Origin of the sequence: Massilia sp. NP310 (genome assembly GCF_019443485.1) — a bacterium.
GTDB lineage: Bacteria > Pseudomonadota > Gammaproteobacteria > Burkholderiales > Burkholderiaceae_D > Telluria > Telluria timonae.
Genome location: NZ_CP080379.1, coordinates 2,156,247 through 2,177,874, shown reverse-complemented (window position 1 = coordinate 2,177,874; position 21,628 = coordinate 2,156,247). Strand labels below are relative to the sequence as shown.

At 68.9% G+C, this 21,628-nt stretch carries 15 protein-coding genes; 3 read left to right on the top strand and 12 right to left on the bottom strand.

The genetic code is table 11. The features are described 5' to 3' along the window. Position 1: 1 nt before the first annotated feature. The 7 genes from KY496_RS09405 to dapC all read right to left on the bottom strand — a co-directional run bounded on the left by KY496_RS09405 (position 2) and on the right by dapC (position 7,962). A complete protein-coding gene (locus KY496_RS09405; protein ID WP_219864577.1) occupies positions 2 to 2,008 on the bottom strand; it encodes an ATP-binding cassette domain-containing protein in 2,007 nt (668 codons plus the stop codon). Positions 2,009 to 2,086: 78 nt separating this feature from the next. Further along, entirely contained in the window at positions 2,087 to 2,980 is an 894-nt protein-coding gene (gene prmB, locus KY496_RS09400; RefSeq protein ID WP_219864576.1) for a 50S ribosomal protein L3 N(5)-glutamine methyltransferase, read from the bottom strand. 32 nt (positions 2,981 to 3,012) lie between these two features. Beyond that, on the bottom strand, positions 3,013 to 4,149 hold the full coding sequence (gene dapE, locus KY496_RS09395; protein WP_219864575.1) for a succinyl-diaminopimelate desuccinylase: 1,137 nt from the start codon (positions 4,147 to 4,149) through the stop codon (positions 3,013 to 3,015). Continuing rightward, positions 4,146 to 4,505 (bottom strand): ArsC family reductase, encoded by a 360-nt coding sequence (locus KY496_RS09390; RefSeq protein ID WP_219864574.1) that lies wholly within the window; start codon positions 4,503 to 4,505, stop codon positions 4,146 to 4,148. The genes dapE and KY496_RS09390 overlap by 4 nt, the downstream gene beginning before the upstream one ends. Before the next feature lie 142 nt (positions 4,506 to 4,647). Continuing rightward, positions 4,648 to 5,799, bottom strand: coding sequence for a PilT/PilU family type 4a pilus ATPase (locus KY496_RS09385; RefSeq protein WP_208277835.1), 1,152 nt, complete (start codon positions 5,797 to 5,799; stop codon positions 4,648 to 4,650). A gap of 80 nt (positions 5,800 to 5,879) precedes the next feature. Then, positions 5,880 to 6,704 (bottom strand): 2,3,4,5-tetrahydropyridine-2,6-dicarboxylate N-succinyltransferase, encoded by an 825-nt coding sequence (gene dapD / locus KY496_RS09380; RefSeq protein ID WP_219864573.1) that lies wholly within the window; start codon positions 6,702 to 6,704, stop codon positions 5,880 to 5,882. A gap of 43 nt (positions 6,705 to 6,747) precedes the next feature. Then, positions 6,748 to 7,962 carry a succinyldiaminopimelate transaminase gene (gene dapC, locus KY496_RS09375; RefSeq protein ID WP_219864572.1) on the bottom strand — a complete coding sequence of 405 codons (1,215 nt, stop codon included), beginning with the start codon at positions 7,960 to 7,962 and terminating at the stop codon, positions 6,748 to 6,750. Positions 7,963 to 8,109: 147 nt separating this feature from the next. On the opposite strand from dapC, the gene KY496_RS09370 reads away from it, so the two are divergent. Further along, complete coding sequence (locus KY496_RS09370) at positions 8,110 to 8,883, top strand: YoaK family protein (protein ID WP_219864571.1); 774 nt, start codon at positions 8,110 to 8,112, stop codon at positions 8,881 to 8,883. Here the strand turns inward: KY496_RS09370 and KY496_RS09365 are convergent. From KY496_RS09365 to KY496_RS09345, 5 genes are all read right to left on the bottom strand, one after another. Further along, entirely contained in the window at positions 8,769 to 11,849 is a 3,081-nt protein-coding gene (locus KY496_RS09365; protein WP_219864570.1) for a sensor histidine kinase, read from the bottom strand. The genes KY496_RS09370 and KY496_RS09365 overlap by 115 nt on opposite strands. Before the next feature lie 96 nt (positions 11,850 to 11,945). Beyond that, positions 11,946 to 12,932, bottom strand: a complete 987-nt coding sequence (locus tag KY496_RS09360) for an SUMF1/EgtB/PvdO family nonheme iron enzyme (protein ID WP_373889481.1) — start codon at positions 12,930 to 12,932, stop codon at positions 11,946 to 11,948. 15 nt (positions 12,933 to 12,947) lie between these two features. Continuing rightward, the gene (locus tag KY496_RS09355; protein ID WP_219864568.1) at positions 12,948 to 14,828 is read right to left on the bottom strand and encodes an arylsulfatase; all 1,881 of its coding nucleotides are present in this window, start codon (positions 14,826 to 14,828) and stop codon (positions 12,948 to 12,950) included. Positions 14,829 to 14,838: 10 nt separating this feature from the next. After that, a complete protein-coding gene (locus tag KY496_RS09350) occupies positions 14,839 to 17,001 on the bottom strand; it encodes a TonB-dependent siderophore receptor (protein WP_219864567.1) in 2,163 nt (720 codons plus the stop codon). A gap of 253 nt (positions 17,002 to 17,254) precedes the next feature. Beyond that, positions 17,255 to 18,295, bottom strand: coding sequence for an AraC family transcriptional regulator (locus tag KY496_RS09345; RefSeq protein WP_219864566.1), 1,041 nt, complete (start codon positions 18,293 to 18,295; stop codon positions 17,255 to 17,257). Between the two features lie 88 nt (positions 18,296 to 18,383). Here KY496_RS09345 and KY496_RS09340 point away from each other — a divergent pair, with 88 nt between their 5' ends. Next, the gene (locus tag KY496_RS09340) at positions 18,384 to 19,991 is read left to right on the top strand and encodes an FAD-binding oxidoreductase (protein ID WP_219864565.1); all 1,608 of its coding nucleotides are present in this window, start codon (positions 18,384 to 18,386) and stop codon (positions 19,989 to 19,991) included. Next, a complete protein-coding gene (locus KY496_RS09335; protein ID WP_219864564.1) occupies positions 19,988 to 21,598 on the top strand; it encodes a glycerol-3-phosphate dehydrogenase/oxidase in 1,611 nt (536 codons plus the stop codon). The genes KY496_RS09340 and KY496_RS09335 overlap by 4 nt, the downstream gene beginning before the upstream one ends. The last annotated feature ends 30 nt before the right edge of the window (positions 21,599 to 21,628 follow it).

Below are 21,628 nucleotides of genomic sequence, written 5' to 3'. Positions count from 1 at the left end.
CTTACGCCGTCAACGCTTCCAGCTGCTCCTGGATGTCGAGCCACTCCATCTCGAGCGCTTCCAGGTCGCGCGCCGCGAAGGCCTGGTCGGCCACCAGCGTCTTGAGGCGATCCTTGTTCGCCGCTTCGTAGATCGCCGGATCGAGCAGCTCGGCGTCGATCGCCGCTTTCTTGGCGCTCAGCTTGGCCATCTGCTCGTCCAGGCGCTTGACCCGGTTTTCCAGGGGCTTGCGCTGGGCCGCCAGGCGCTGGCGCTCTTCGGCTTCGAGGCGTTTCTGTTCCTTGCGCTCGGCCGGCGACGCCGCCGGGCTCGGCGCGGGCGCGCTGGCCCTGGCGGACGGCTGGGCCGCCTTCGCCGGCGCGGCCTGGCCGGGCAGGGCGTCGCCTCCCTTGCCCAGCTTGGTCTTGAACAGCCAGTCCTTATAGTCGTCCAGGTCGCCGTCGAAGGGCTGCAGGCGGCCGTCGGCCACGATGATGAACTGGTCGGTGGTGGCGCGCAGCAGGTGGCGGTCGTGCGACACCACCACCAGCGTGCCCTCGAACTGGGCCAGGGCCATCGTCAGCGCCTCGCGCGTTTCCAGGTCCAGGTGGTTGGTCGGTTCGTCCAGCAGCAGCAGGTTCGGGCGCTGCCACACGATCAGCGCCAGCGCCAGGCGCGCCTTTTCGCCGCCCGAGAACGGCTTGATCGGGCTGGTCACCATATCGCCCGGGAAGTTGAAGCTGCCGAGGAAGTTGCGCAGCTCCTGTTCGCGCACTGTCGGCGCGATCTTCGCCAGGTGCCACAGCGGCGATTCGTCATGGCGCAGCATCTCCACCTGGTGCTGGGCGAAGTAGCCGATCGACAGGCCCTTGCCGAGTGTGGCATGACCGGTGAGCGGCGCCAGTTCGCCGGCGACGGTCTTGATCAGGGTCGACTTGCCGGCGCCGTTCACGCCCAGCAGGCCGATGCGCTGGCCGATCTGCAGCGAAAAGTCGATGTGGTTGACGATGGTCTTGGCCCCGACCTTGTCGCCGTGCGCGTCGAGAAGCGGGTAGCCGGCGTCGACGCCTTCCAGCACCAGCAGCGGATTCGGGGCCGCCAGCGGCTCGCGGAACTCGAACGAGAATTCGGCGGCGGCGCGCAGCGGCGCCAGTTCTTCCATCTTCGAGAGCGCCTTGATCCGGCTCTGCGCCTGGCGCGCCTTGGTGGCCTGCGCCTTGAAGCGGTTGATGAAGGATTCGAGGTGGGCGCGCTGGCGCTGCTGCTTCTCGATGGCCGAGGCCTGCAGCACCATCTGGGCGGCGCGCTGGCGCTCGAAGGCCGAGTAGTTGCCGCTGTAGCGCTTGAGCTTGCGGTCGTCGATGTGCACCACCACGTTCACGATCTCGTCCAGGAAGTCGCGGTCGTGCGAGATGATGATCAGGGTGCCGGGATAGCGCTTGAGCCAGTCCTCGAGCCAGATGATGGCGTCCAGGTCCAGGTGGTTGGTCGGTTCGTCGAGCAGCAGCAGGTCGGAAGGGCACATCAGCGCCTGCGCCAGGTTCAGGCGCATGCGCCAGCCGCCCGAGAAGCTGGCCACCGGCTGGTTCATCTGCGCCAGCGAGAAGCCCAGGCCCAGCAACAGTTGCTCGCCGCGCGACTGCACGGTATAGGCGTCGGCGTCAGCCAGCGCCGCATGCAGCTCGCCCAGGCGCATGCCGTGGGCGTCGGCATCGGGGTGGGATTCCAGCTCTTCCAGCTCGGCCTGCAACTTGCGCAGGCCGACGTCGCCATCGATCGCGTAGTCGAGCGCGGCGCGCTCGAGCGGCGGGGTCTCTTGCGCCACATAGGCCATGCGCCACTTGGCGGGGAAGTCGATCTGCCCCTGGTCCGGATGCAGTTCGTTGCGCAGCAGGCCGAACAGGCTCGATTTGCCGGCGCCGTTGGCGCCGATCAGGCCGATCTTGTCGCCCGGGTTGAGGGTCAGGTCGGCGTCGACGAGCAGCGGCTTGGTGCCGCGCATCAGGCTGACGTTCTGGATACGGATCATGGTGGGGCGCTGAATAATTGGATGACAAAGTGGGGTGGACGGCAAGCCGTCCACCCCACGGATAGATGACCGGATCGCTTACTGCGCGGTCTGCAGCTGCTCGGCCGTCAGCAGGAACACCGCATCGTCGCCGATGCTGGTGGTCAGCCAGGTCAGGCCCAGGTGGCCAAAGGCGGCTTCGGCGAACTCGCGCTCGTTGCCGATCTCGACCACCAGGATGCCGTCCGGGGTCAGGCGCTCGGCGGCGCCGGCGATGATCTTGCGCACCAGGTCCATGCCGTCTTCGCCGCCGGCCAGCGCGATCTGCGGCTCGTTCAGGTACTCCGGCGGCAGGGTGCGCATCGATTCCGAATTCACGTACGGCGGATTGGAGATGATCAGGTCGTACTTCTTGAACGGCACGTTCTCGTACAGGTCGGACTCGATCGGGTTCACCCGGCCTTCCATCTTGTATTCGCGGATGTTGTGCTCGGCCACGGCCAGCGCATCCTTCGAGATGTCGACCGCGTCGACCACGGCGTTCTCGAAGATGTCGGCCGCCATGATCGCCAGGCAGCCGCTGCCGGTGCACAGTTCGAGCACGTTCTCGACGCCGTCCGGGTCGGTCAGCCATGGGCTGAACTGCTGCGGGATCAGCTCGGCGATGAAGGAGCGCGGCACCAGCACGCGTTCGTCGACGTAGAAGCGGTACTCGCCCAGCCAGGCTTCCTTGGTGATGTAGGCGGCCGGCACGCGCTCGGTGACGCGGCGCTCGATCACGGCCAGCACCTGCAGCACTTCGTCGGGCAGCAGCCTGGCGTCGAGGAAGGGCTCGAGGCGGTCCAGCGGCAGTTTCAGGGTGTGCAGGATCAGGTAGGCGGCTTCGTCGAAGGCCTCGGCGCTGCCGTGGCCGAAGAACAGCTTGGCGCCGTTGAAGCGGGTGACGGCATAGCGCAGCAGGTCGCGCGGCGTACTGAAGGTGGTGTTGGTCATGGTCTTGTTCTCGTGTTGGTTCAGCGCCCCGATCAGGCAGCCAGCAGGCGTTCGAGCGTGCGGCGGTAGATGTTCTTCAGGGGATCGATGTAGCGCAGCTCGATATGTTCATCGATCTTGTGGATGCTGGCGTTCGGTGGCCCGAATTCTATCACCTGGGGGCAGATGCGGGCGATGAAGCGGCCGTCCGAGGTCCCGCCGGTGGTCGACAGTTCGGCCTGCACGCCCAGCTCTTCCTTGATGGCGCCGCAGATCGTGTCCGACAGCGTGCCCTTTTCGGTCAGGAAGGGCTGGCCCGACAGCGTCCACTCCAGGTCGTAATCCAGGCCATGGCGGTCGAGGATGGCGTGCACGCGCGCTTCCAGGCCCTCGGCGGTGCTGGCGGTCGAGAAGCGGAAGTTGAAGTCGATCGTCAGCTGCCCCGGGATCACGTTGGTGGCGCCGGTGCCGGCCGCCATGTTCGAGATCTGCCAGCTGGTCGGCGCGTAGTACTCGTTGCCTTCGTCCCAGACCTCGGCGGTCAGCTCGGCCAGCGCCGGCGCGGCCTGGTGGATCGGGTTGCGCGCCAGCTGCGGATAGGCGATGTGGCCCTGGATGCCCTTGATGACCAGGTGGCCCGACAGCGAACCGCGGCGGCCGTTCTTGATGGTGTCGCCCAGCACGTGGTTTGAGGTCGGCTCGCCGACCAGGCAGTAGTCGAGCGTCTCGCCGCGTTCTTCCAGCAGGTCGACCACGACCGCGGTGCCGTCGACGGCCGGGCCTTCCTCGTCGCTGGTGACCAGGAAGGCGATCGAGCCCTTGTGGTCGGGGTGGTGCGCGATGAATTCCTCGCAGGCGATCACCATGGCCGCGATCGAGGTCTTCATGTCCGAGGCGCCGCGTCCATACAGCTTGCCGTCGCGCTGGGTCGGCACGAAGGGTTCCGATTCCCACTGGTGCAGCGGGCCGGCCGGGACCACGTCGGTATGGCCGGCGAACACGAATACTGGCGCTTCGCTGCCCTTGCGCGCCCACAGATTGGTCACGCCGTTCGACTCGATGGTCTCGCAGCGAAAGCCCAGCGGCGCCAGCAGCTCGATCAGGCGCTGCTGGCAGCCCTTGTCGTGCGGCGTGATCGAATCGAGCGCGATCAGCTCTTCGGTCAGCAGCAGGGTGCGGGAAGGCTTCACTTGGCGCCCTCGAACTTGCTGGCGTACTGGTCGGCGGAGAAGCCGACCGAGACCGGGCCGACGCCGGCAAGGACCGGGCGCTTGATGACGGACGGGTTTTCCAGCATCAGCTCGGTTGCGCTGTCTGCGTCGGTGATCTGCGCCTTGCGCTCATCGGACAAGTTGCGCCAGGTCATCCCTTTGCGGTTGACCAGGGTTTCCCAGTCGAGGTCCTTCAGCCAGCCCTGCACCAGTTCGCGGCTCAGGCCTTGTTTCTTGAAGTCATGGAAGGTGAAGTCGTGGCCGTTGTCCGCCAGCCAGGTGCGGGCCTTCTTGACGGTGTCGCAGTTGGGGATGCCGTAGAGAGTCGTAGTCATGGGTAATCTTGGCCGCCGGGGCGGCGTGGTCGTTCGAAAAGGCGTGAGGATAGTGTATGCGCGCGGCGGCGCACAAGGTGCTTCGGCCGATTGTACACAGATGAGGCGGACGGGCGCGCCGCCTGGGACATCGGGCGCCGGATCAGGAGTTGAGCGTGAACTCGGTGAACGAGGCGCCCTGCGGCGCCGCCGGTTTTTCCCGCTCCTGCTCTTGCGTCTGCTGGACCTGGCTCTCCGGCCCATTGTTGAGCAGCCACAGCAGGTTGGTGGCCGAGTCGGCATTGGCCAGGGCCTCGTCCTGGGTCACCAGGCCATCCTTGACCAGCTTGAACAGCGCGCCCTCGAACGATTGCGAGCCGGGCGACAGGCTCTTGTCCATCGCTTCCTTGATCTGGCCGATCTCGCCTTTCTCGATCAGGTCGGCGATGTAGCGGGTGTTCAGCATCACTTCGACCGCCGCCTGGCGCGCGCCGCCGGCCGCCGATTTCACCAGCCGCTGCGAGACGATGGCCTTGACGCTCGAGGCCAGGTCTTGCAGCAGGGCGGCGCGGTTTTCCATCGGGTAGAAGCTGATGATGCGGTTCAGCGCGTTATAGCTGTTGTTGGCGTGCAGGGTGGCCAGCACCAGGTGGCCGGACTGGGCATAAGCGAGTGCCGCGGCCATCGTCTCGCGGTCGCGGATCTCACCGATCAGGATGCAGTCGGGGGCCTGGCGCATCGAATTCTTCAGCGCGATGCCGAAGCTGCTGGCGTCGCTGCCGATCTCGCGCTGGTTGACGATCGATTTCTTGTTCTTGAACAGATATTCGATCGGGTCTTCGAGCGTGAGGATGTGGCCGGTGCGCTGTTCGTTGCGATGGTCGAGCATGGCGGCGATGGTGGTCGACTTGCCGGAGCCGGTGGCGCCGACCACCAGCAGCAGGCCGCGCTTTTCCATGATCAGTTCGGACAGCACGGGCGGCAGGCCGAGCCCGCCCAGCGGCGGGATGTCGGCCGGCACGAAGCGGAATACGGCCGAGATCGAACCACGCTGGCGGAAGGCCGACAGGCGAAAGCGCCCCAGGTTCGGGACCGACACGCCCATGTTCAATTCGTTGTCGCGTTCGAGTTCGAGCAGCTGTTCGGGCGTGGCGACCTCGGACAGCAGCGACAGGATGTTCTCGGGTTCGAGACGATGCTGGTTGATGGGGATGAGCGCGCCGTTGATCTTGATGTGCACCGGGGAGTTCACGGCGAAGAACATGTCGGAAGCGTTCTTCTCTTTCATCAGCTGGAACAGGCGGTCCATGGCCATCGCATCGTCTCCGTTTGTTTCGGGTATTCCGGGGCCGGTTGGATGCGTCGGCGGCGAAGCCGCCAACGCGTCCAGCCAGCTTAAACGCCGCGCAGCAGCTCGTTGATCCCGGTCTTCGAACGCGTCTGCGCATCCACGCGCTTGACGATCACCGCGCAGTACAGGCTGTACTTGCCGTCGGCGGACGGCAGGCTGCCCGACACCACGACCGAACCCGACGGCACGCGGCCATAGGTCACTTCGCCGGTTTCGCGGTTGTAGATCTTGGTCGACTGGCCGATGTACACGCCCATCGAGATCACCGAGTTCTCTTCGACGATCACGCCTTCGACGATTTCCGAGCGCGCGCCGATGAAGCAGTTGTCTTCGATGATGGTCGGGTTGGCCTGCATCGGTTCCAGCACGCCGCCGATGCCGACGCCGCCCGACAGGTGGACGTTCTTGCCGATCTGGGCGCAGGAGCCGACGGTGGCCCAGGTGTCGACCATCGTGCCTTCATCGACGTAGGCGCCGATGTTGACGTAGGACGGCATCAGCACCACGTTCTTGCCGATGAAGCTGCCGCGGCGGGCGACGGCCGGCGGCACCACGCGGAAACCGCCGCGCGCGAAGTCTTCCGGTGTGTAGTCGGCGAACTTGGTCGGCACCTTGTCGTAGAACTGGATGTCGCCGCTGGCCACCGGCACGTTGTTCTCGAGGCGGAACGACAGCAGCACGGCCTTCTTGATCCACTGGTTCACGACCCAGCTGCCGGTGTCCTTCTGCGCCACGCGCAGGCTGCCGTCATCGAGGCCGGCAAGGACGTGGGCGACGGCGTCGCGCACCTCGGCGCTGGCGTTGTTCGGGCTGATGTCGGCGCGCTGTTCCCAGGCGGTGTCGATGATGGTTTGCAGTTGTTGGGTCATGATGCTGGTCTTGGTTGAAATGAAAACAGGTATTCGTGGGCCGTTATTTCAGGCCCTGGCAGAACTGGACGATGCGGTTCGCCGCCTCCAGTCCTTCGTCGACGCCGGCCACCAGGGCCATGCGGATACGATCGCGCCCCGGATTCTGGCCGTGCGCTTCGCGCGCCAGGTAGCTGCCCGGGAGGACCGTCACATTATAGTCGGCGTACAGGCGGCGTGCGAAGTCGGTATCCGACAGGCCGGTGCGGCGCACGTCGGCCCACAGGTAGAAGCCGGCGTCGGGCAGCTCGACGTCCATCACGCCCTTGAGCAGCGGGGTGATGAGGGCGAATTTTTCCTTGTACAGCGCGCGGTTCTCAATCACGTGCTGCTCGTCGTTCCAGGCCGCGATCGAGGCCGCCTGCACCGGCGGCGACATCGCGCCGCCGCAATAGGTGCGGTACAGCAGGAATTTCTTCATCGCCACCGGATCGCCGGCGACGAAGCCGGAGCGCATGCCCGGCACGTTCGAGCGCTTCGACAGGCTCGAGAACACGATCAGGTTGCGGTACGGCTGCTCGCCGCCGCTCCTTCCCAGCTGGTGCGCCGCTTCCAGCGCGCCCAGCGGCGGCGCCGAACCGGTATAGATCTCGGAATAGCACTCGTCGGCCGCGATCAGGAAGCCCCAGCGGTCGGACAATTCGAACAGCTGGCGCCAGTCGTCCAGCGACAGGGTGGCGCCGGTCGGGTTGCCGGGCGAGCAGACGTAGAGCAGCTGCACGCGCGGCCACACGTCTTCCGGCACGCTGCCGTAATCCGGCGCGAAGTTGCGCGCGGGTTCGGAGTTGACGAAGTACGGCGCGGCGCCGGCCAGGTAGGCCGCGCCTTCGTAGATCTGGTAGAACGGGTTTGGGCACATCGCCAGCGCATCCGGCCTGGAGGCGTCGATCATGCACTGGGCGATCGCGAACAGCGCTTCGCGCGAACCGTTCACCGGCAGCACCATGGTGGCCGGGTCCAGCGCCGGGATGCCGTAACGGCGTTCCAGCCAGCCGGCGATCGCCGCGCGCAGGGGCTCGCCGCCCACCGTGCTCGGATAGTTGGCCAGGCCGGCCACCGAATGCGTCAGCGCTTTTTCGATGAAGGCCGGCGTCGGATGCTTCGGTTCGCCGATGCCCAGGCTGATCGCGGAATAGGCCGGGTTCGGGGTGACGCCGGCAAACAGCTGGCGCAGCTTTTCGAACGGGTAAGGATGGAGCTTGTCGAGATGGGGATTCACGGCAGTCTTGGGCGCACAACGGTGTGCGCTTTTCGATAATTTTTTATTATAGCTCTATGAATGGAAGAACGTTCGAGCGTGCGGCAAGTGATTTGCGGTAACATTAATCGTCTACCGACCAGCGATTTTTCTGGAGAGCCATCCGCCGTGCCGATCAGTTACGCGCGCAGCCTGACAGGACATGAACGCACGCCCGGCGCCAACCGGCACCTGGGCGTGGCGCTGGCTTTCGTTGCCGGCGCCATCAATGCCGGGGGCTTCCTGGCGGTGCGCGAATACACCTCGCACATGACCGGCATCGTCTCCAGCGCGGCCGACCACCTGGTGCTGGGCGAGACCGACCTGGTATTGGCCGCGCTCGGCGCGCTGCTCAGCTTCCTGCTCGGCGCGGCCTGCACCGCGATCCTGGTCAACTACATCCGGCGCCGCGGCCTCCATAGTGGCTTTGCGCTGCCCCTGTTGCTTGAAGCCGTGCTTCTGCTGGTGTTCGGCATCCTCGGCGCGCGCCTGGCCGGGATCGACGCCTTTTTCATTCCGCTGACCGTGATGCTGCTGTGCTTCATGATGGGGCTGCAGAACGCGGTCATCACCAAGGTCTCGCGTGCCGAGATCCGCACCACCCACATGACCGGCATCGTGACCGACATCGGCATCGAGCTGGGCAAGATGGCCTACTGGAACGCCGACGGCCCGCTGCGCCAGCCGAAAGTCACGGCCAACCTCGGGCGCCTGCTGCTGATGCTGTCGCTGCTGGGCGCGTTCTGTCTGGGCGGCGTGGTGGGAGCGCTGGGCTTCAAGCACCTGGGCTATCTGTCGACCGTGCCGCTGGCCGCCTTCCTGTGCGTGCTGGCGATCGTGCCGGTGGTCGACGATGCCGTGCGCGTGCTCGGCGGACAGGGCGGGACGGGGCGCGACGCCTGATCCGCCTGGTCCGGCCCGACCGGAATCGCCAGCGTGATCCGGGTGCCCGCGGGGCCGCTGTCGATGCGCAGCCTGGCCCCGATCTGGAGCGCGCGCTCGCGCATGCCTTGCAGGCCGAAGTGGCCTGGCTTGTCCATGGCGCAGCCGCCGCTTCCTTCGTCGCCGACGGTCAGCGTCACGTCGCGCTGGCCGGCGTCGGCGCTGAGCCGGACCGGTCCGGGTGTATGCCGCAGGGCGTTGACCAGGGCTTCGCGTACGATCGCATGCACGTCGCGGCGCAGGCGCACCGGCAACCGGTCGACCGATCCCGGCGCCGCCGCCAGCGCCAGGCGCTGGCTTCCTCCAGGAAGGATCAGCTCCACGTCGCGCACCAGACCCTGCCAGAATGCGTCGATGTTGGCGAAGCCCTGGCGCAGGCCCTGGACTTCGTCGCGGCCTTCTTCCAGCACCTGTTCGGCGTCTTCCAGCACGCGCTCGAGCTCGGCGCGCACCGGGCTGTCGGCCGGCAGCCCGGTCAGCGCCGAGTGCATCCGCAGCAGCATCCCCTGCACGCCCTGCAGGAAGGTGTCGTGCAGCGAGCGGGCGATCGATTCGCGCTCGCGCATGCGCGCCATCAACTCGCCTTCGATGCGCTCGGCCAGCCGCCGGGTGCGCAGCCGGTAGGTCCACGCGGCCATGAGCACGATGGCCAGCAGGCAGGCGGCCAGGAACCACCAGGTCTGGAACCAGCGCGGCGGGATATGGAAGGCCAGGCTCGTGACCGGACCCGCCACGCCGCTCTCGTTGATGGCCATCACTTCAAACGTATGCGTCCCGGGCCCCAGCCGCTGGAAGAAGGCGCTGCGCCGCGTGCCGGCTTCTTCCCAGTCCTGGCTGCCGGCCAGGCGATAGCGGAAGCTCACCTTTTGCGGCATGCGCAGGCTGGGCGCCGTGTAGTCGATCTGTACGTTCTCGGTGCCCTGGTCGAGTGTCAATCCCGCGCCGGCACCGTAGTGGCGCGCGCCGCTCGAGACGGCCACCACCTCCACCGCGGGCGTCGCCGGATTGGGCGCGGTCTTGCGCGGATCGATCCAGGCCAGGCCGCGCTCGCCGGCGAACCAGAGCGTGCCGTCGCTGGCCATCGCGGCCGTGCGCGACAGCAGGCGCGACACGCCGCCGCCCAGGTAGCCATCGGCGGCATCGAATAGCCGGCCGCGCAGCGGGGCGCCGAGGTCGTTCATCGAACGCGTCCAGTCGTCAAGCGTGACGCGGTAGATGCCGCGCTCGGCATTGATCCAGCGCACGCCGGCGGCGTCGGTGACGATGCCGCTGGCCGCGCCGATGCCGTCCGGCGCGGCGACGGGGAGACGCCGGAAGCGGTTGCCTTCCAGGACCTGCATGCCATCCTCGCCCGAGACCACCAAGGGCGTGCCCGGCACGATGAGGCTGAACTTGCCGACATCCAGTCCATCCTGGGCGCCGTACTCGCGCACCGTCTCGCCGTCGACGATGTGCAGGCGGTTGCCGTGCAGGCCCAGGTAGCTGCGGCCGGCGGCGTCGAACGCCACTTCCTGCGGCTGGTCTTCCTTGACCGGCGGCCGGGTCCAGGCGCCGTTGCGGTAATGCCAGGCGCCCATGCGCCCGGTCCAGAGCCAGATCTCGTCGTTGCCGGCGGTGAGGCGCCGGGGCCGGATGCTGTCGGCGGCCGCGCTGACCGCGGGCGGCAGCGCGATGCGCTCGACGCCCGCGCGGCCGTGCCGCTCGATGCCGTACCGGCCCCCGAGCACCAGCGTGCCGTCGGGGGCGCGGTCGAGCACGTGGGTGGCGATGGAGTCCGGCAGGTCGCTTACCCTGCCGTTCTCGAGGCGCACCAGGCCGGCCGTACCGTCCAGTCGCTGGACCCGTACCGCGACGATCCCACCGTCCGGGTGCCGGGCGGGGTGGGAGATACCGCGGTCGAGCAGTTGCGGCACCATGTGCACGGCGTGGTCGCGCAGCCGCTCCAGTCCCGACGGCGTGCCGACCCAGATGCTGCCGTCGCCGTCTTCCATCAGCGCCAGCACCGACAGGCTGGTCATCTGCCACGACTGGTCGAGCCGCTCGGCGGCGCCAACCGGCGTGAAACGTCCGCCGCGCTGCCAGTCGGCCGGGCGCAGCACGCAAATGCCGACCGGACAGTTGCCGGACCAGACGTTGCCGTCGCGGTCGAACAGCGACTGGTAGGTGTTGGCGCTGCCGGGTTGAAAGGGCACGCTGCGCGGCGACGGCGGCGCCACCCGCTCGAACTGCTTGCCGAGCACCAGCCATACGCTGCCGTCCCGCGCCTCGAGCAGCATCGCATCGCCGCGCACCGCGCGCAGCCTGTGAAAGCGCTGGGCGCCGGCCTCGCGCAGGTAGAGCGCCGCGCCGTCGGTGGCCCAGACCCGGCCGGCGCCGTCGGCCAGCACGTATTCGGCGCGGACGGCGTCGTAGCCCAGTTCCGGGCCGATGCGCACGACGCGATCGCCCTCGACCCGGAACAGGCCGCGCCAGCCGGCGATCCAGGGCGCGCCATCGGCGCCAAGGGAGATGGCGAAGACGCTGCCGCTCTGTTCGGGCGTGAGCAGGTGCCGGTAACGTCCCTTGCGCAGCACGCTCAGCCCGCCGCTGCCGTGCCCAATCCACAGTTCGCCGCCGGGGCCGGGCCGCAGCGCGCTGATATTGTTGTTTTGCAGGCGGCTGCCGTCGGCCGTCTCGAACGGCAGGAAGCGCAGGCCATCGAAGCGCAGCAGGCCGGCGTAACGGCTGCCGACCCACAGCCAGCCATCCTGGCTGCGCGCCAGCGCGTCGACGTAGCGCGGCGCGCCTTCCAGCTCGCCCCAGCGTTCATGGCGATAGCCGTCCAGCGCGATGGCCGGGTCGAGGGCGAGGGCGGCCGGCGCGAAAGCGCAGGTCAGTACGACCAGCGTCGTGCGCAGCCACAGGTGGAATCGGTAAATGATACTCATTCCCGAATTGTTGCAGCTAAATGCTTGCCGGTCCAGTCGTCGGGGCCGTTCAGGCGCCTGGTGACATCATGTCCTCCGATTCATCCCGCGCCATTCTCAGGCATCGCGCAGCACGGTGCGAAAGCCGATATGGCTGGCGCCCAGGTCGGCTTCCTGCGATTCGCGCGCCGAGGCGCGGTAGCGCAGGCAGTAGGTCGGGGCGCACAGGAACGAGCCGCCCTTGATCACGACCGGCGCGGCCGGCCGGCGCGCCGCCGCCACGGCGGTGTCGCCGTTCGCGTGCGGCTGGCGCGCGCCGCTGTAGCCATCCTTGGTCCATTCCCAGGCGTTGCCGATCATGTCGTGCAGTCCGAAGGCGTTGGCGGCGTAGCAGCCGACCGGCGCCAGGCCGGCGTGGCCGTCCTGGGCGCTGTCGGCCAGCGGGAACGGCCCCTGCCAGTAGTTGGCGGTCGGACGGCCGTGCGCATCGACCGGCGCGCCATCGAGCCCGGCGTCGTCGCGGCCGGCCTTGGCCGCGTATTCCCACTCCGCCTCGGTCGGCAGGTCGCGGCCCAGCCAGCGTGCATAGGCGAGGGCGTCGGCCTGGGTGACCAGCGTCACCGGCGCGTTCGGGGCCGGCGCCTGCGCGCCGTGCGGATCCTTCCAGCTGGCGCCGCGTACATAGCGCCACCAGGCGTAGGGACGGCGCCGCAGCTCGGCCGCATCGGGCGTGTCGAACACGACGGCGGCGCCTTCGCGCTCGGCCTCGGTCACATAGCCGGTGGCCTGCACGAAGCGTTCGAACTGGGCGTTGGTGACCTCGGTCTGGTCGATCCAGAAGCCGTCGACCTTGTGGCGCGCGGTGCTGGCCGGGCGTTCGTCCGGATAGCCCGCGAGGCTGCCGAACACGAATTCCCCGTCGGCCAGGCGCACCATGCCGGCGCGCGCATCCCGGCCCCAGCCCGGCGGCAGGCCGGTCCCGGCCGCGCACAGGGTCTCGGTGCCGAGCTTCGCCAGGGGCGGCGCCGGGCTGGCATCGGTCACCGCCAGCGCGGCACTGGCAAGGGCGCCGGCGCCGGCCAGCGCCAGCAGGCATTCGGTCATGCGCATGTCGCCGTCCTAGTAAAAGCTGGCCGGACGCACCGGATTCACGCCGCCGACCTGCGCCATATAGTCTTTCCAGCGCTGCACCAGCCGGGCCACGATGTCCGGGTGGCGCGCCGAAAGGTCATTGTTCTCGGCGCGATCGGCCTGGATATCGAACAGCTGCCAGTGTCCATCCCGCGGACCGTGGGGCGGCTCGATCCAGACCGCCTTCCAGCGGCCGTCGGCGCTGAACACATAGCCGCGGCCATAGGCTTCGCCGGCCGCCGGCAGGCCGCGCTGGCCGATGTTTGACCCTTGCAGCAGCGGCAGCAGCGACGTGCCGGTGACCGGATACACGTTGCGGCCCTTGTAGACCACCTTGCCTGCGTTGCGGTCGCGCCCCGACGCCGGGTCGATGTCCGCCGGCGCGGGCTCGTGCGGCGGCGTGACGCCGGCCAGCGCCAGGAAGGTGGCGGCGTTGTCGGTGACGTGGGTGAAACCGTGCAGCACCGGCGCCGGCGTGGCGGGGCCGCGCTGGCCGGGCAGCTTGGCGATCAGGGGCGTCGAGACGCCGCCTTCGTGCGGCATGCTCTTCACGTTGCGCAGCGGCGCTGCGCTCACTTCGGCCCAGCGCAGGCCGTACTGGATGCGCTTGACCTGGTCGGTGCCCAGCCTGGCATAGACCTCGGGCGCGGCATTGGCCTCGTCGGTGGCTTTCGGGTCGGCGCCCGAATCGATCGGCCAGCCCTCGGCGCCGTTATCCGACTGGAACAGGATGAAGGTGTTGTCGTATTCGCCGATGTCCTTCAGGTGCCGGACCAGGCGTCCGATATTGTGGTCGAGGTTGTCGACCATGCCGGCGTAGATCTCCATGTAGCGGATCTGCGCCTTCTTTTCCAGCGGGGTCAAGCTGTCCCACTGCTTGTCGACCCGGCCCTGGCCGTGGTCGGCGTGGCCCTCGGCCGCGCCCTTGAGCGCGTTGACATAGCGCGCTTCCGGCGTGTCGTTGTTGGGCGACGCGGGCGCCCGCACCGGGCTGTCGGGTGCGCCGGCCCACGGCGTGAAGTCGGCCGGGATGATGCCCAGCTTTTTCATGCGTTCGATGCGCGCCAGGCGGATGGCGTCGTAGCCGGCGTCGTAGCGACCCTTGTACTTGCTCAGGTACGGCTCCGGCACCTGCAGCGGCCAGTGCGGCGAGGTGTAGGCGGCGTAGGCGAAGAACGGCTTGCCGTCGGCGCGGTTGGCGTCGATGTAGGAGATCAGGCGGTCGGTGTAGAAGTCGGTCGAGTAGAAGCCGGCGCCCGGCTGCACGTGCTTGCCGTCCTCGACGTAGTTGCGCGCGTCCGGCGCTTCCTTGCCGAAGTGGTTGCGCGCGGCGCCCGGCAGCAGCGCGTAGCTGCGCTCGAAGCCCCAGCGGTCCGGCGTCTTGCCGCGGCCGTCGCCGAAGCCGAGGTGCCATTTGCCCGCCATATAGGTATGGTAGCCGGCGTCCTGCAACAGGTCGGCGAAGGACAGCGCGTTCTCGTTCAGGTAGCCCTCGTAGCCGGGCGCGCCCTTGCGCTCGTCGCGCGGCGCGCCTTGCGAGCCCATGCCGACCAGGTGGTGGTCGGTGCCCGAGATCAGCATCGCGCGCGTGATCGCGCACACCGGCCCGGTGTGGTGGTTCGACAGCACGCGCCCGTCGCGCGCGAGCGCATCGAGGTTCGGCGTGTCGATTTCGCCGCCGAAGGCGCCGATGTCGGAGTAGCCCAGGTCGTCCGCCATGATGAACAGGATGTTGGGGCGCTTGGCAGGCGCGGCAGGCGCCGCCGGCGCGCCCTGCGCGCTGGCCTGCAGGGTCGGCGTGGGCGCGGAGTGGCAGGCCGCGAGCAGGGTTGCCGCGACCAGGGCCAGCACGGGTGTCGATGTTTTCATGGTGTTCCTCCTACAGGTCGATGCGGGCGTTGAACGAGACCGTGCGCGGCGCGCCGATCTGCAGCGAGTTCGAGCCCGCCGAATACCAGTAATCCTTGCCGGCCAGGTTGTTGACCTGCAGGCGCAAGGTCAGGTCGCGGCCCTGGACGCGGGTGCGCCAGGCGCCGCCCGCGTGCAACAGGGCGATCGACGGCACCTGGATCGTGTTGGCGCTGTTGGCTTCCTGCTCGCCCAGGTAGCTGGCGTTGGCGTACAGCGACAAGCCGTCGACCTGCGGCAGCCGCGCTTCGAGGCCCAGCACCGCCTGCAGGCGCGGCGTGCTTTCGACCCGGTTGCCGATCAACGCGGGGCTGGTGGCCTTGTACTCGGCGTCGAGCCAGGTGACGCCGCCGTTGGCCTTCAGCCAGCGCGCGAGGTCGGCGCGCGCGTTGACTTCCAGGCCGCGGTAGCTCAGTTCACCGCCCTGCGTGTAGACGCCGCGCGGATCGCTGCCGTAGTCGGCATAGGCGGCGCCGCGCTTGACCCGGAACAGGGCCGCGTTCGCGCCCCAGCCGGCCTGGTCGACCTTCACGCCGAGTTCGGCCTGGCGGCTGGTCAGCGGCGCCAGCACTTCGTTGGCGTTGGCATAGGTGGTGCCGACCGTGCCGCCATCTTCCATCGCCTCGACGTAGCTGGCGTAGACGGTCGCGTAGGACGTCGGCTGGTAGAGCAGGGCGGCGCTCGGCGACAGCGGCTTCTTGTTGTAGCGCGAGGTGGATGCGCCGCGCGCGTTCCAGTTCAGGTTTTCGTAGTCGACATGGCGCGCGCCGAGCAGCACCGACCAGTGGTCGCCGAACTCGATGGTGTCGCTGGCGAACACCGACTTGTGGGTCCACTCCGAGATCTTGTAGAAGATGCTGCGGTCGAAGGTGGAGGTGTCGACCAGCACCGGTGGCGTCGCGTACAGGTTGCCGACGGTGGCGGGGCCGAACAGGCTGAGGTTCGATTCGGGATTCAGGGTGCGTTCGAGCGTCTGGTAGCCGGCGCCGAAGGTCACGCGATGGCGCAGCAGGCCGGTATCGAACTTGCCTTCCACGCTGGCCTGCAGCGCGTCATAGGTCAGGTTCGGGCGGTAGAACGGCGCCAGCCGGTTGCTGTAGTCGCCGCGCTGGTTGCTGAGATAAAGCGTCTCGTTGGCGCTGTCGATGCGCTTGACGGTGTGACCATAGCTGAGGCTGGCTTGCCAGGCGCGGCCGATGCGCCAGTCGAGCGCCGTGGCGCCCATCCACAAGGTCGAGTTGTAGTAGGAGCTGTCATAGGCGCCGAGGTCCTTGCGGCCGTCCACGGGCGCCGGCAGGCCGGTCCGGGCCGGGTAGTTCTGCAGCGAGACGGTCGGCACGGCGCCGTCGATGTCGCGCTCCTGGTAGAGGAAGTTCGCGCTCCAGGTCAGGTCGCTCGTCAGGCGCGCGTCCACGGCCAGCGAGGCGGCCTGGCGTTCCAGTGCGGCGCCGTTATAGGTGCCGCCTTCCTCGCGCGCCAGGTTGGCGCGGTAGCCGAAGCGGCCCTGGGCGCCGAAGCGGCCGCCCGCATCGACGTGCGCGCGTTTCAGGCTCGCGCTCGACCAGCCGACGTCGGCGCTCAGGAGCGTCTCGCTGGTCGGCTTCTTGGTGATGTAGTTGATGATCCCGCCAGGCGCGGCGAAGCCGTACAGGAAGCCCGAGGCTCCCTTGAGCAGCTGCACCGACTCGACGGTTTCGAGGGGCAGCTCGACGCCGAACATCTGGAATGGCTGGCCGTCGATCTTGAAACCGTTGGTGAAGTCGAGCCGCAGGCCGCGCACGTTCACCGCGTGGGCGGCCTGGGTGTAGGTGCCGCCCTGCGCGCTGACCGAGGCGTCGTCGGCGAACACCTGGCCCAGCGTGGCGATCTGGCGATCCTCGATCTGCTGGCTGGAGACGCTGGCGGTGGCGAATGGCGTATCGAGGTCGGAGCGGTTGCCGAGGGCCCCGAGGGCGCCGCGCTCGTCGCGGGCGCGCTCGCCGTTGACGGTCACGGTCTGCACTTGCAGCGGTTCGACGCTGGCGGCGTCGGGAGCGGCGAGCGGACCTTGCGCATTCGCTTGCGCGGCGCCCGCCAATGCGCCAGCGACGATCAGCCCGAGGCGCCTGCGGCGCGGCTGGGTAAGATTTTGCATGATGAGTTCCTGTCGTTATCGAGGGCTTGTTGCAGGACGTCGCACCATACGGATGTGGCAGGTTCGAAGGTCCGGCGGGCCGCGGGCCCGGCGCTTGCGTGCAGCGAATCCGGGCGGGCATGCGAGCCGATGCAGCGCGCCGTGGGTAACGGCGACGCGTTGATGAGTTGGCATGGTAAGTTCTACACGCTGCGTGTAGAACGATTGATTACGATGATCGATATGCGGAAATAAGATGCGGCATGAACCGTGTTCACGCGGCCTGCTCGCGCCATGCGCCCGGATTCATGCCGCTCCACTCGCGAAACGCATGCGTGAACGCGCTCTGTTCCCGGAAGCCGAGCAGGAAGGCGACGTCGACCAGGCCCAGTTCGCGGCGGCGCAGGTAGTCCTGGGCCAGGCCGTAGCGCACCGCATCGAGCACCTGCTGGAAGCTCGAGCCGGCATCGGCCAGCTTGCGCTGCAGGGTGCGCGCCGACAGCCCCAGCTCGGCCGCCACCGGCGCCAGCCGCGCCTCGCCGCTGGCCAGGCGCGGCAGCAGCGCGGCCCGCACGCGCGCTACGATGGGTTCTTGCCGCGCGGCGCGTTCTTCCAGCAGCCGTTCGGCGTGGTGCAGCAGGAGCGGGTACACGCTGGTGTCGGCGTTCGGCACCGGCATCGCCAGCAGGGCGGCATCGACGGCGGCGCAGTTCAGCGGCGCGCCGAACTCCGGCGCGATGCCCAGCACGCGCCGGTATTCGGCGTCGCCGTGGCCCGGGTCGGGATGCCGCAAGCGCAGCGCCAGCGGCATCAGCGGCCGCCCGGCCAGCCAGCTGCCGAACACGCGAATGCCCGCGTACACGCTTTCCACCAGGTGCCGGGTGGCGTCGGGATAGTGGCTGATCCACTCGTAATGCGCTTGGGCGCCATGCTGCGCCAGACGGCTGCGGCCCAGGTCGTGGGCCAGCGATTCGTAGCGCTGGGTCAGCTCCAGCGCATGGCCGAAGCTGTTGCAGGCCAGGAGCAGCATGCCGTAGGCGCTGTAGGTGGCCGGACGCGCTTTTTCGCCCACGTGCAGGCCGAAGAACGGATCGTTCGCCAGGCGCGCGCCGGCTTCGAGCAAGCCGATGTAGCGTCGTGCGGGCAGGCTCTCGGGCAGCGGATCGAGTGCGCCAGCGGCCAGGCCGGCGGCCTGGGCCAATACGGGCAGGGCAAGGCCGCGCTCGAGGGCGGTTTCCAGCAGGGGCTGCAGATAGGAACCGGTCACGCGCGCGTCATCGGGCGGCAGTGGCGTGATTGAGCAAGGCTGTGTCATGAAAGCGCAATACGGTTGGCGGGAGCGACTTTAATGTGCTATTTGAGGTGATAAAAAGAGCAACTCGAAGTATAACGGAAAGTCATTGATGCGGCGTTGGAACGGTTGGGGTGACGAGTCGATTACGGTGCAGCTCGAAGGAGAGGCCAGAGCCTTCCTCGGCGCACGGCTGGGCCGGGGGACGGCCCCGCAGGACGCGACCTTCGAACAAGCCTGCGCCGGCTTGCCCCCTGGCCGCCTGCCGCCCCATCCGCTGATCGACGCCACCGGCGCCACGCGCGCGCGCCACGCCCATGGACAGAGCCTGCCGGACTGGCTGCGCCTGCGCCACGGCCGCCTGGGCAAGGTGCCGGACGGCGTGGCCTTTCCCGAATCCGGCGCGCAGGTGCGCGAACTGCTGGCCTTCGCCGCCCTGCACGACGCGGTCGTCATCCCCTACGGCGGCGGCACCAGCGTGGCCGGCCACCTCGACGTGGGCCACAGTTCCAACGGCGGCCTGCGCCCGAGCCTCTCCATCGACATGTGCCGCATGCGCGCCATGATTTCGCTCGACCGCGAGGCGCAGCTGGCCTGTTTCGGGGCCGGCGTGTCCGGCGCCGATCTCGAAGCCCAGCTGCGCGCCCACGGCTATACCCTGGGCCACTATCCGCAATCGTTCGAATACTCCACGCTCGGCGGCTGGATCGCCACCCGCTCGTCGGGGCAGCAGTCGTTGCGCTACGGGCGCATCGAGCAGATGTTCGCGGGCGGGCGCATCGAGACGCCGTCCGGCACCCTCGACATCCCGACCTTTCCGGCTTCGAGCAGCGGCATCGACCTGCGCGAGATGGTGCTCGGCTCCGAGGGCCGCATGGGCGTGCTGACCCACGCCGTGGTGCGCATCAACCGCCTGCCCGAGCACGAAGCCTTCCACGCGCTGTTCTTCCCCGACTGGGAACATGCGGTGCAGGCGGCGCGCATGCTGGCCCAGGCGCGCCTGGGACTGTCGATGCTGCGCCTGTCGAACGCCGGCGAGACGCGCACCATGCTGGCGCTGGCCGGCCATGGTCGCCGGGTGCGATTGCTGGAGCGCTACCTGGGCTGGCGCGGCTGCGGCCAGTCCAAATGCATGCTGCTGGTCGGCGCCAGCGGCGCCAGGGGCCAGGCGTGCGAGGCGCTGCGCACGGCGGTGGCGCTGGCGCGGCGCCTGCACGGCGTGCACGTCGGACGCGCGCTGGGCGAGCGCTGGCGCCGCAACCGCTTTCGCAGCGTCTACCTGCGCAACGCGGCCTGGGAGCAGGGCTACGCGATCGACACGGTCGAGACGGCGCTCGACTGGCCGCACGTGACGCAGGCGGTGACCGCGATCGAGCAGGCCGCGGCGGCCGCGCTGGAGGCGTTCGGCGAGCGCGTGCACGCCTACAGCCACCTGTCGCACCTGTATCCCCAGGGCGCCAGCGTGTATTCGACCTTCGTCTACCGGCTGGCGGGCGACTACCAGGCCGACCTGGCGCGCTGGCGCCAACTGAAGGACCGCGTCTCGAGCGCGATCGTCGGCTGCGGCGGCACCATCAGCCACCAGCACGGCGTGGGCGTCGACCACGCGCCGTGGCTGGCGGCCGAGAAGGGCGAGCTGGGGCTGGGCGCGATGGGGGCGCTGTTCCGTCACTTCGACCCCGAATGCCGCATGAACCCGGGCAAGCTGGTGACGCCATGAGCGGGGCCAACGTCTTTCCGCCGGGGCGCGACTGGGACTTGCTGGTGATCGGCGGCGGCATCACCGGCGCCGGCATCCTGCTCGAAGCCGCGCGGCGCGGCCTCAAGACCTTGCTGGTCGAGCAGAAGGACTTCGCCTGGGGCACCTCGAGCCGCTCGTCGAAGCTGGTGCACGGCGGCCTGCGTTACCTGGCTTCCGGCAACCTGCGCCTGACGCGCGACGCCGTGCGCGAGCGCGAGTCGCTGCTGCGCGCGGCGCCCGGACTGGTCGAGCCGCAGGGCTTCGCCTTTGCCGACCATGGTACAGACGTCAAGCGGCGGCTGGGATTTCTTTCCATGCTGCGCGTGTACGACGTGCTGGCCGGCCGCCGCGAGCCGCACTGGGAACGCCCGGAATCGTCCCGCATGCCGTCGCCGAATAGCCCGGAAGCCAGCCTGGCCGGCGGCATCCGCTACACCGACGCCAAGACCGACGACGCGCGCCTGGTGCTGCGCGTGATCGACGAGGCGCGCGCCCACGGCGCGGTCGCCTGCAACTACGTGACCGTGCAGGCGCTGGTGCGCGACGGCGGCAAGGTGCACGGGGCCATGCTGCGCGACGAACGCAGCCAGGCCGAGACGGCGGTGCGCGCGCGGGTGGTGGTCAACGCCACCGGCGCCTGGTCCGATTTGCTCGGCGGCGCGGCGGGCGGGGAGGCAGGCGGCAAGGCAGGCGGCAAGGCAGGCAGCACTAAGCCCGATCGCGCGCCGCGCCTGCGGCCGCTGCGCGGCAGCCACCTGGTGCTGCCGGCCCGGCGCCTGCCGCTGGCGCAGGCGGTCAGCCTGCTGCACCCGGCCGACAGCCGGCCCGTGTTCGCCTTCCCATGGGAAGGCGTGACCCTGGTCGGCACCGACGCCGACCACGAGCAGGGTTTGAACACCGAGCCGCGCATCACCCGTCCCGAATTCGACTACCTGATGGCGGCCCTGCACGCCCAGTTCCCCCAGCTGGGCTTGAGCGAGCAGGACGTCGTCGCCACCTTCGCGGGCGTGCGGCCGGTGATCGACGGCGGCCAGCTTGGCGCGCCGTCGTCCGAAAAGCGCGACCATTTCGTGTGGTCGGAGCCGGGCCTGGTCTCGGTGGCCGGCGGCAAGCTGACCACCTTCCGCGCGATCGCCCTCGACGTGCTGCGCCACGTGTCGCAGCAGCTGCCCGGCTGGCAGCTGCGCGCCGAGCGCGGGCCGGTGTTCGCGCGGGTGTCGGTGCCGGCGCGCCACGACCTGCCGCCCGGCGTGCTGCGCCGGCTGGCCGGCCGTTACGGCGCCCAGGCCAAGCCGCTGCTGCTGGCGGCGCGCAAGGGCGAGCTGGAATGCATCCCGGGCACGCAGACCCTGTGGGCCGAGCTGCGCTGGGCTGCCCGTTCCGAGCAGGTCTACCAGCTGGACGACCTGCTGCTGCGCCGCACCCGGCTCGGCATTCAGCTGCCCAACGGCGGCCTCGATCAGATGACGCGCATCCGCGCCATCTGCCAGCCGGAGCTCGGCTGGGACGATGCGCGCTGGGAAGCGCAGGAGCGGCGCTACCTGGCCGAGTGGGGCAAGCAGTACGGGGTTCCGCCTGTCGCCTGACCGGGCCCGATGATCACATCCTTGTTGGCG

Coding starts and splice junctions, on each gene's coding strand:
- KY496_RS09355 (WP_219864568.1), bottom strand. CDS start 14,828: ATGAAAACATCGACACCCGTGCTGGCCCTGGTCGCGGCAACCCTGCTC.
- KY496_RS09365 (WP_219864570.1), bottom strand. CDS start 11,849: ATGAGTATCATTTACCGATTCCACCTGTGGCTGCGCACGACGCTGGTC.
- KY496_RS09350 (WP_219864567.1), bottom strand. CDS start 17,001: ATGCAAAATCTTACCCAGCCGCGCCGCAGGCGCCTCGGGCTGATCGTC.
- prmB (WP_219864576.1), bottom strand. CDS start 2,980: ATGACCAACACCACCTTCAGTACGCCGCGCGACCTGCTGCGCTATGCC.
- KY496_RS09335 (WP_219864564.1), top strand. CDS start 19,988: ATGAGCGGGGCCAACGTCTTTCCGCCGGGGCGCGACTGGGACTTGCTG.
- KY496_RS09390 (WP_219864574.1), bottom strand. CDS start 4,505: ATGACTACGACTCTCTACGGCATCCCCAACTGCGACACCGTCAAGAAG.
- KY496_RS09345 (WP_219864566.1), bottom strand. CDS start 18,295: ATGACACAGCCTTGCTCAATCACGCCACTGCCGCCCGATGACGCGCGC.
- KY496_RS09385 (WP_208277835.1), bottom strand. CDS start 5,799: ATGGCCATGGACCGCCTGTTCCAGCTGATGAAAGAGAAGAACGCTTCC.
- KY496_RS09360 (WP_373889481.1), bottom strand. CDS start 12,932: ATGACCGAATGCCTGCTGGCGCTGGCCGGCGCCGGCGCCCTTGCCAGT.
- KY496_RS09405 (WP_219864577.1), bottom strand. CDS start 2,008: ATGATCCGTATCCAGAACGTCAGCCTGATGCGCGGCACCAAGCCGCTG.
- KY496_RS09340 (WP_219864565.1), top strand. CDS start 18,384: ATGCGGCGTTGGAACGGTTGGGGTGACGAGTCGATTACGGTGCAGCTC.
- dapD (WP_219864573.1), bottom strand. CDS start 6,704: ATGACCCAACAACTGCAAACCATCATCGACACCGCCTGGGAACAGCGC.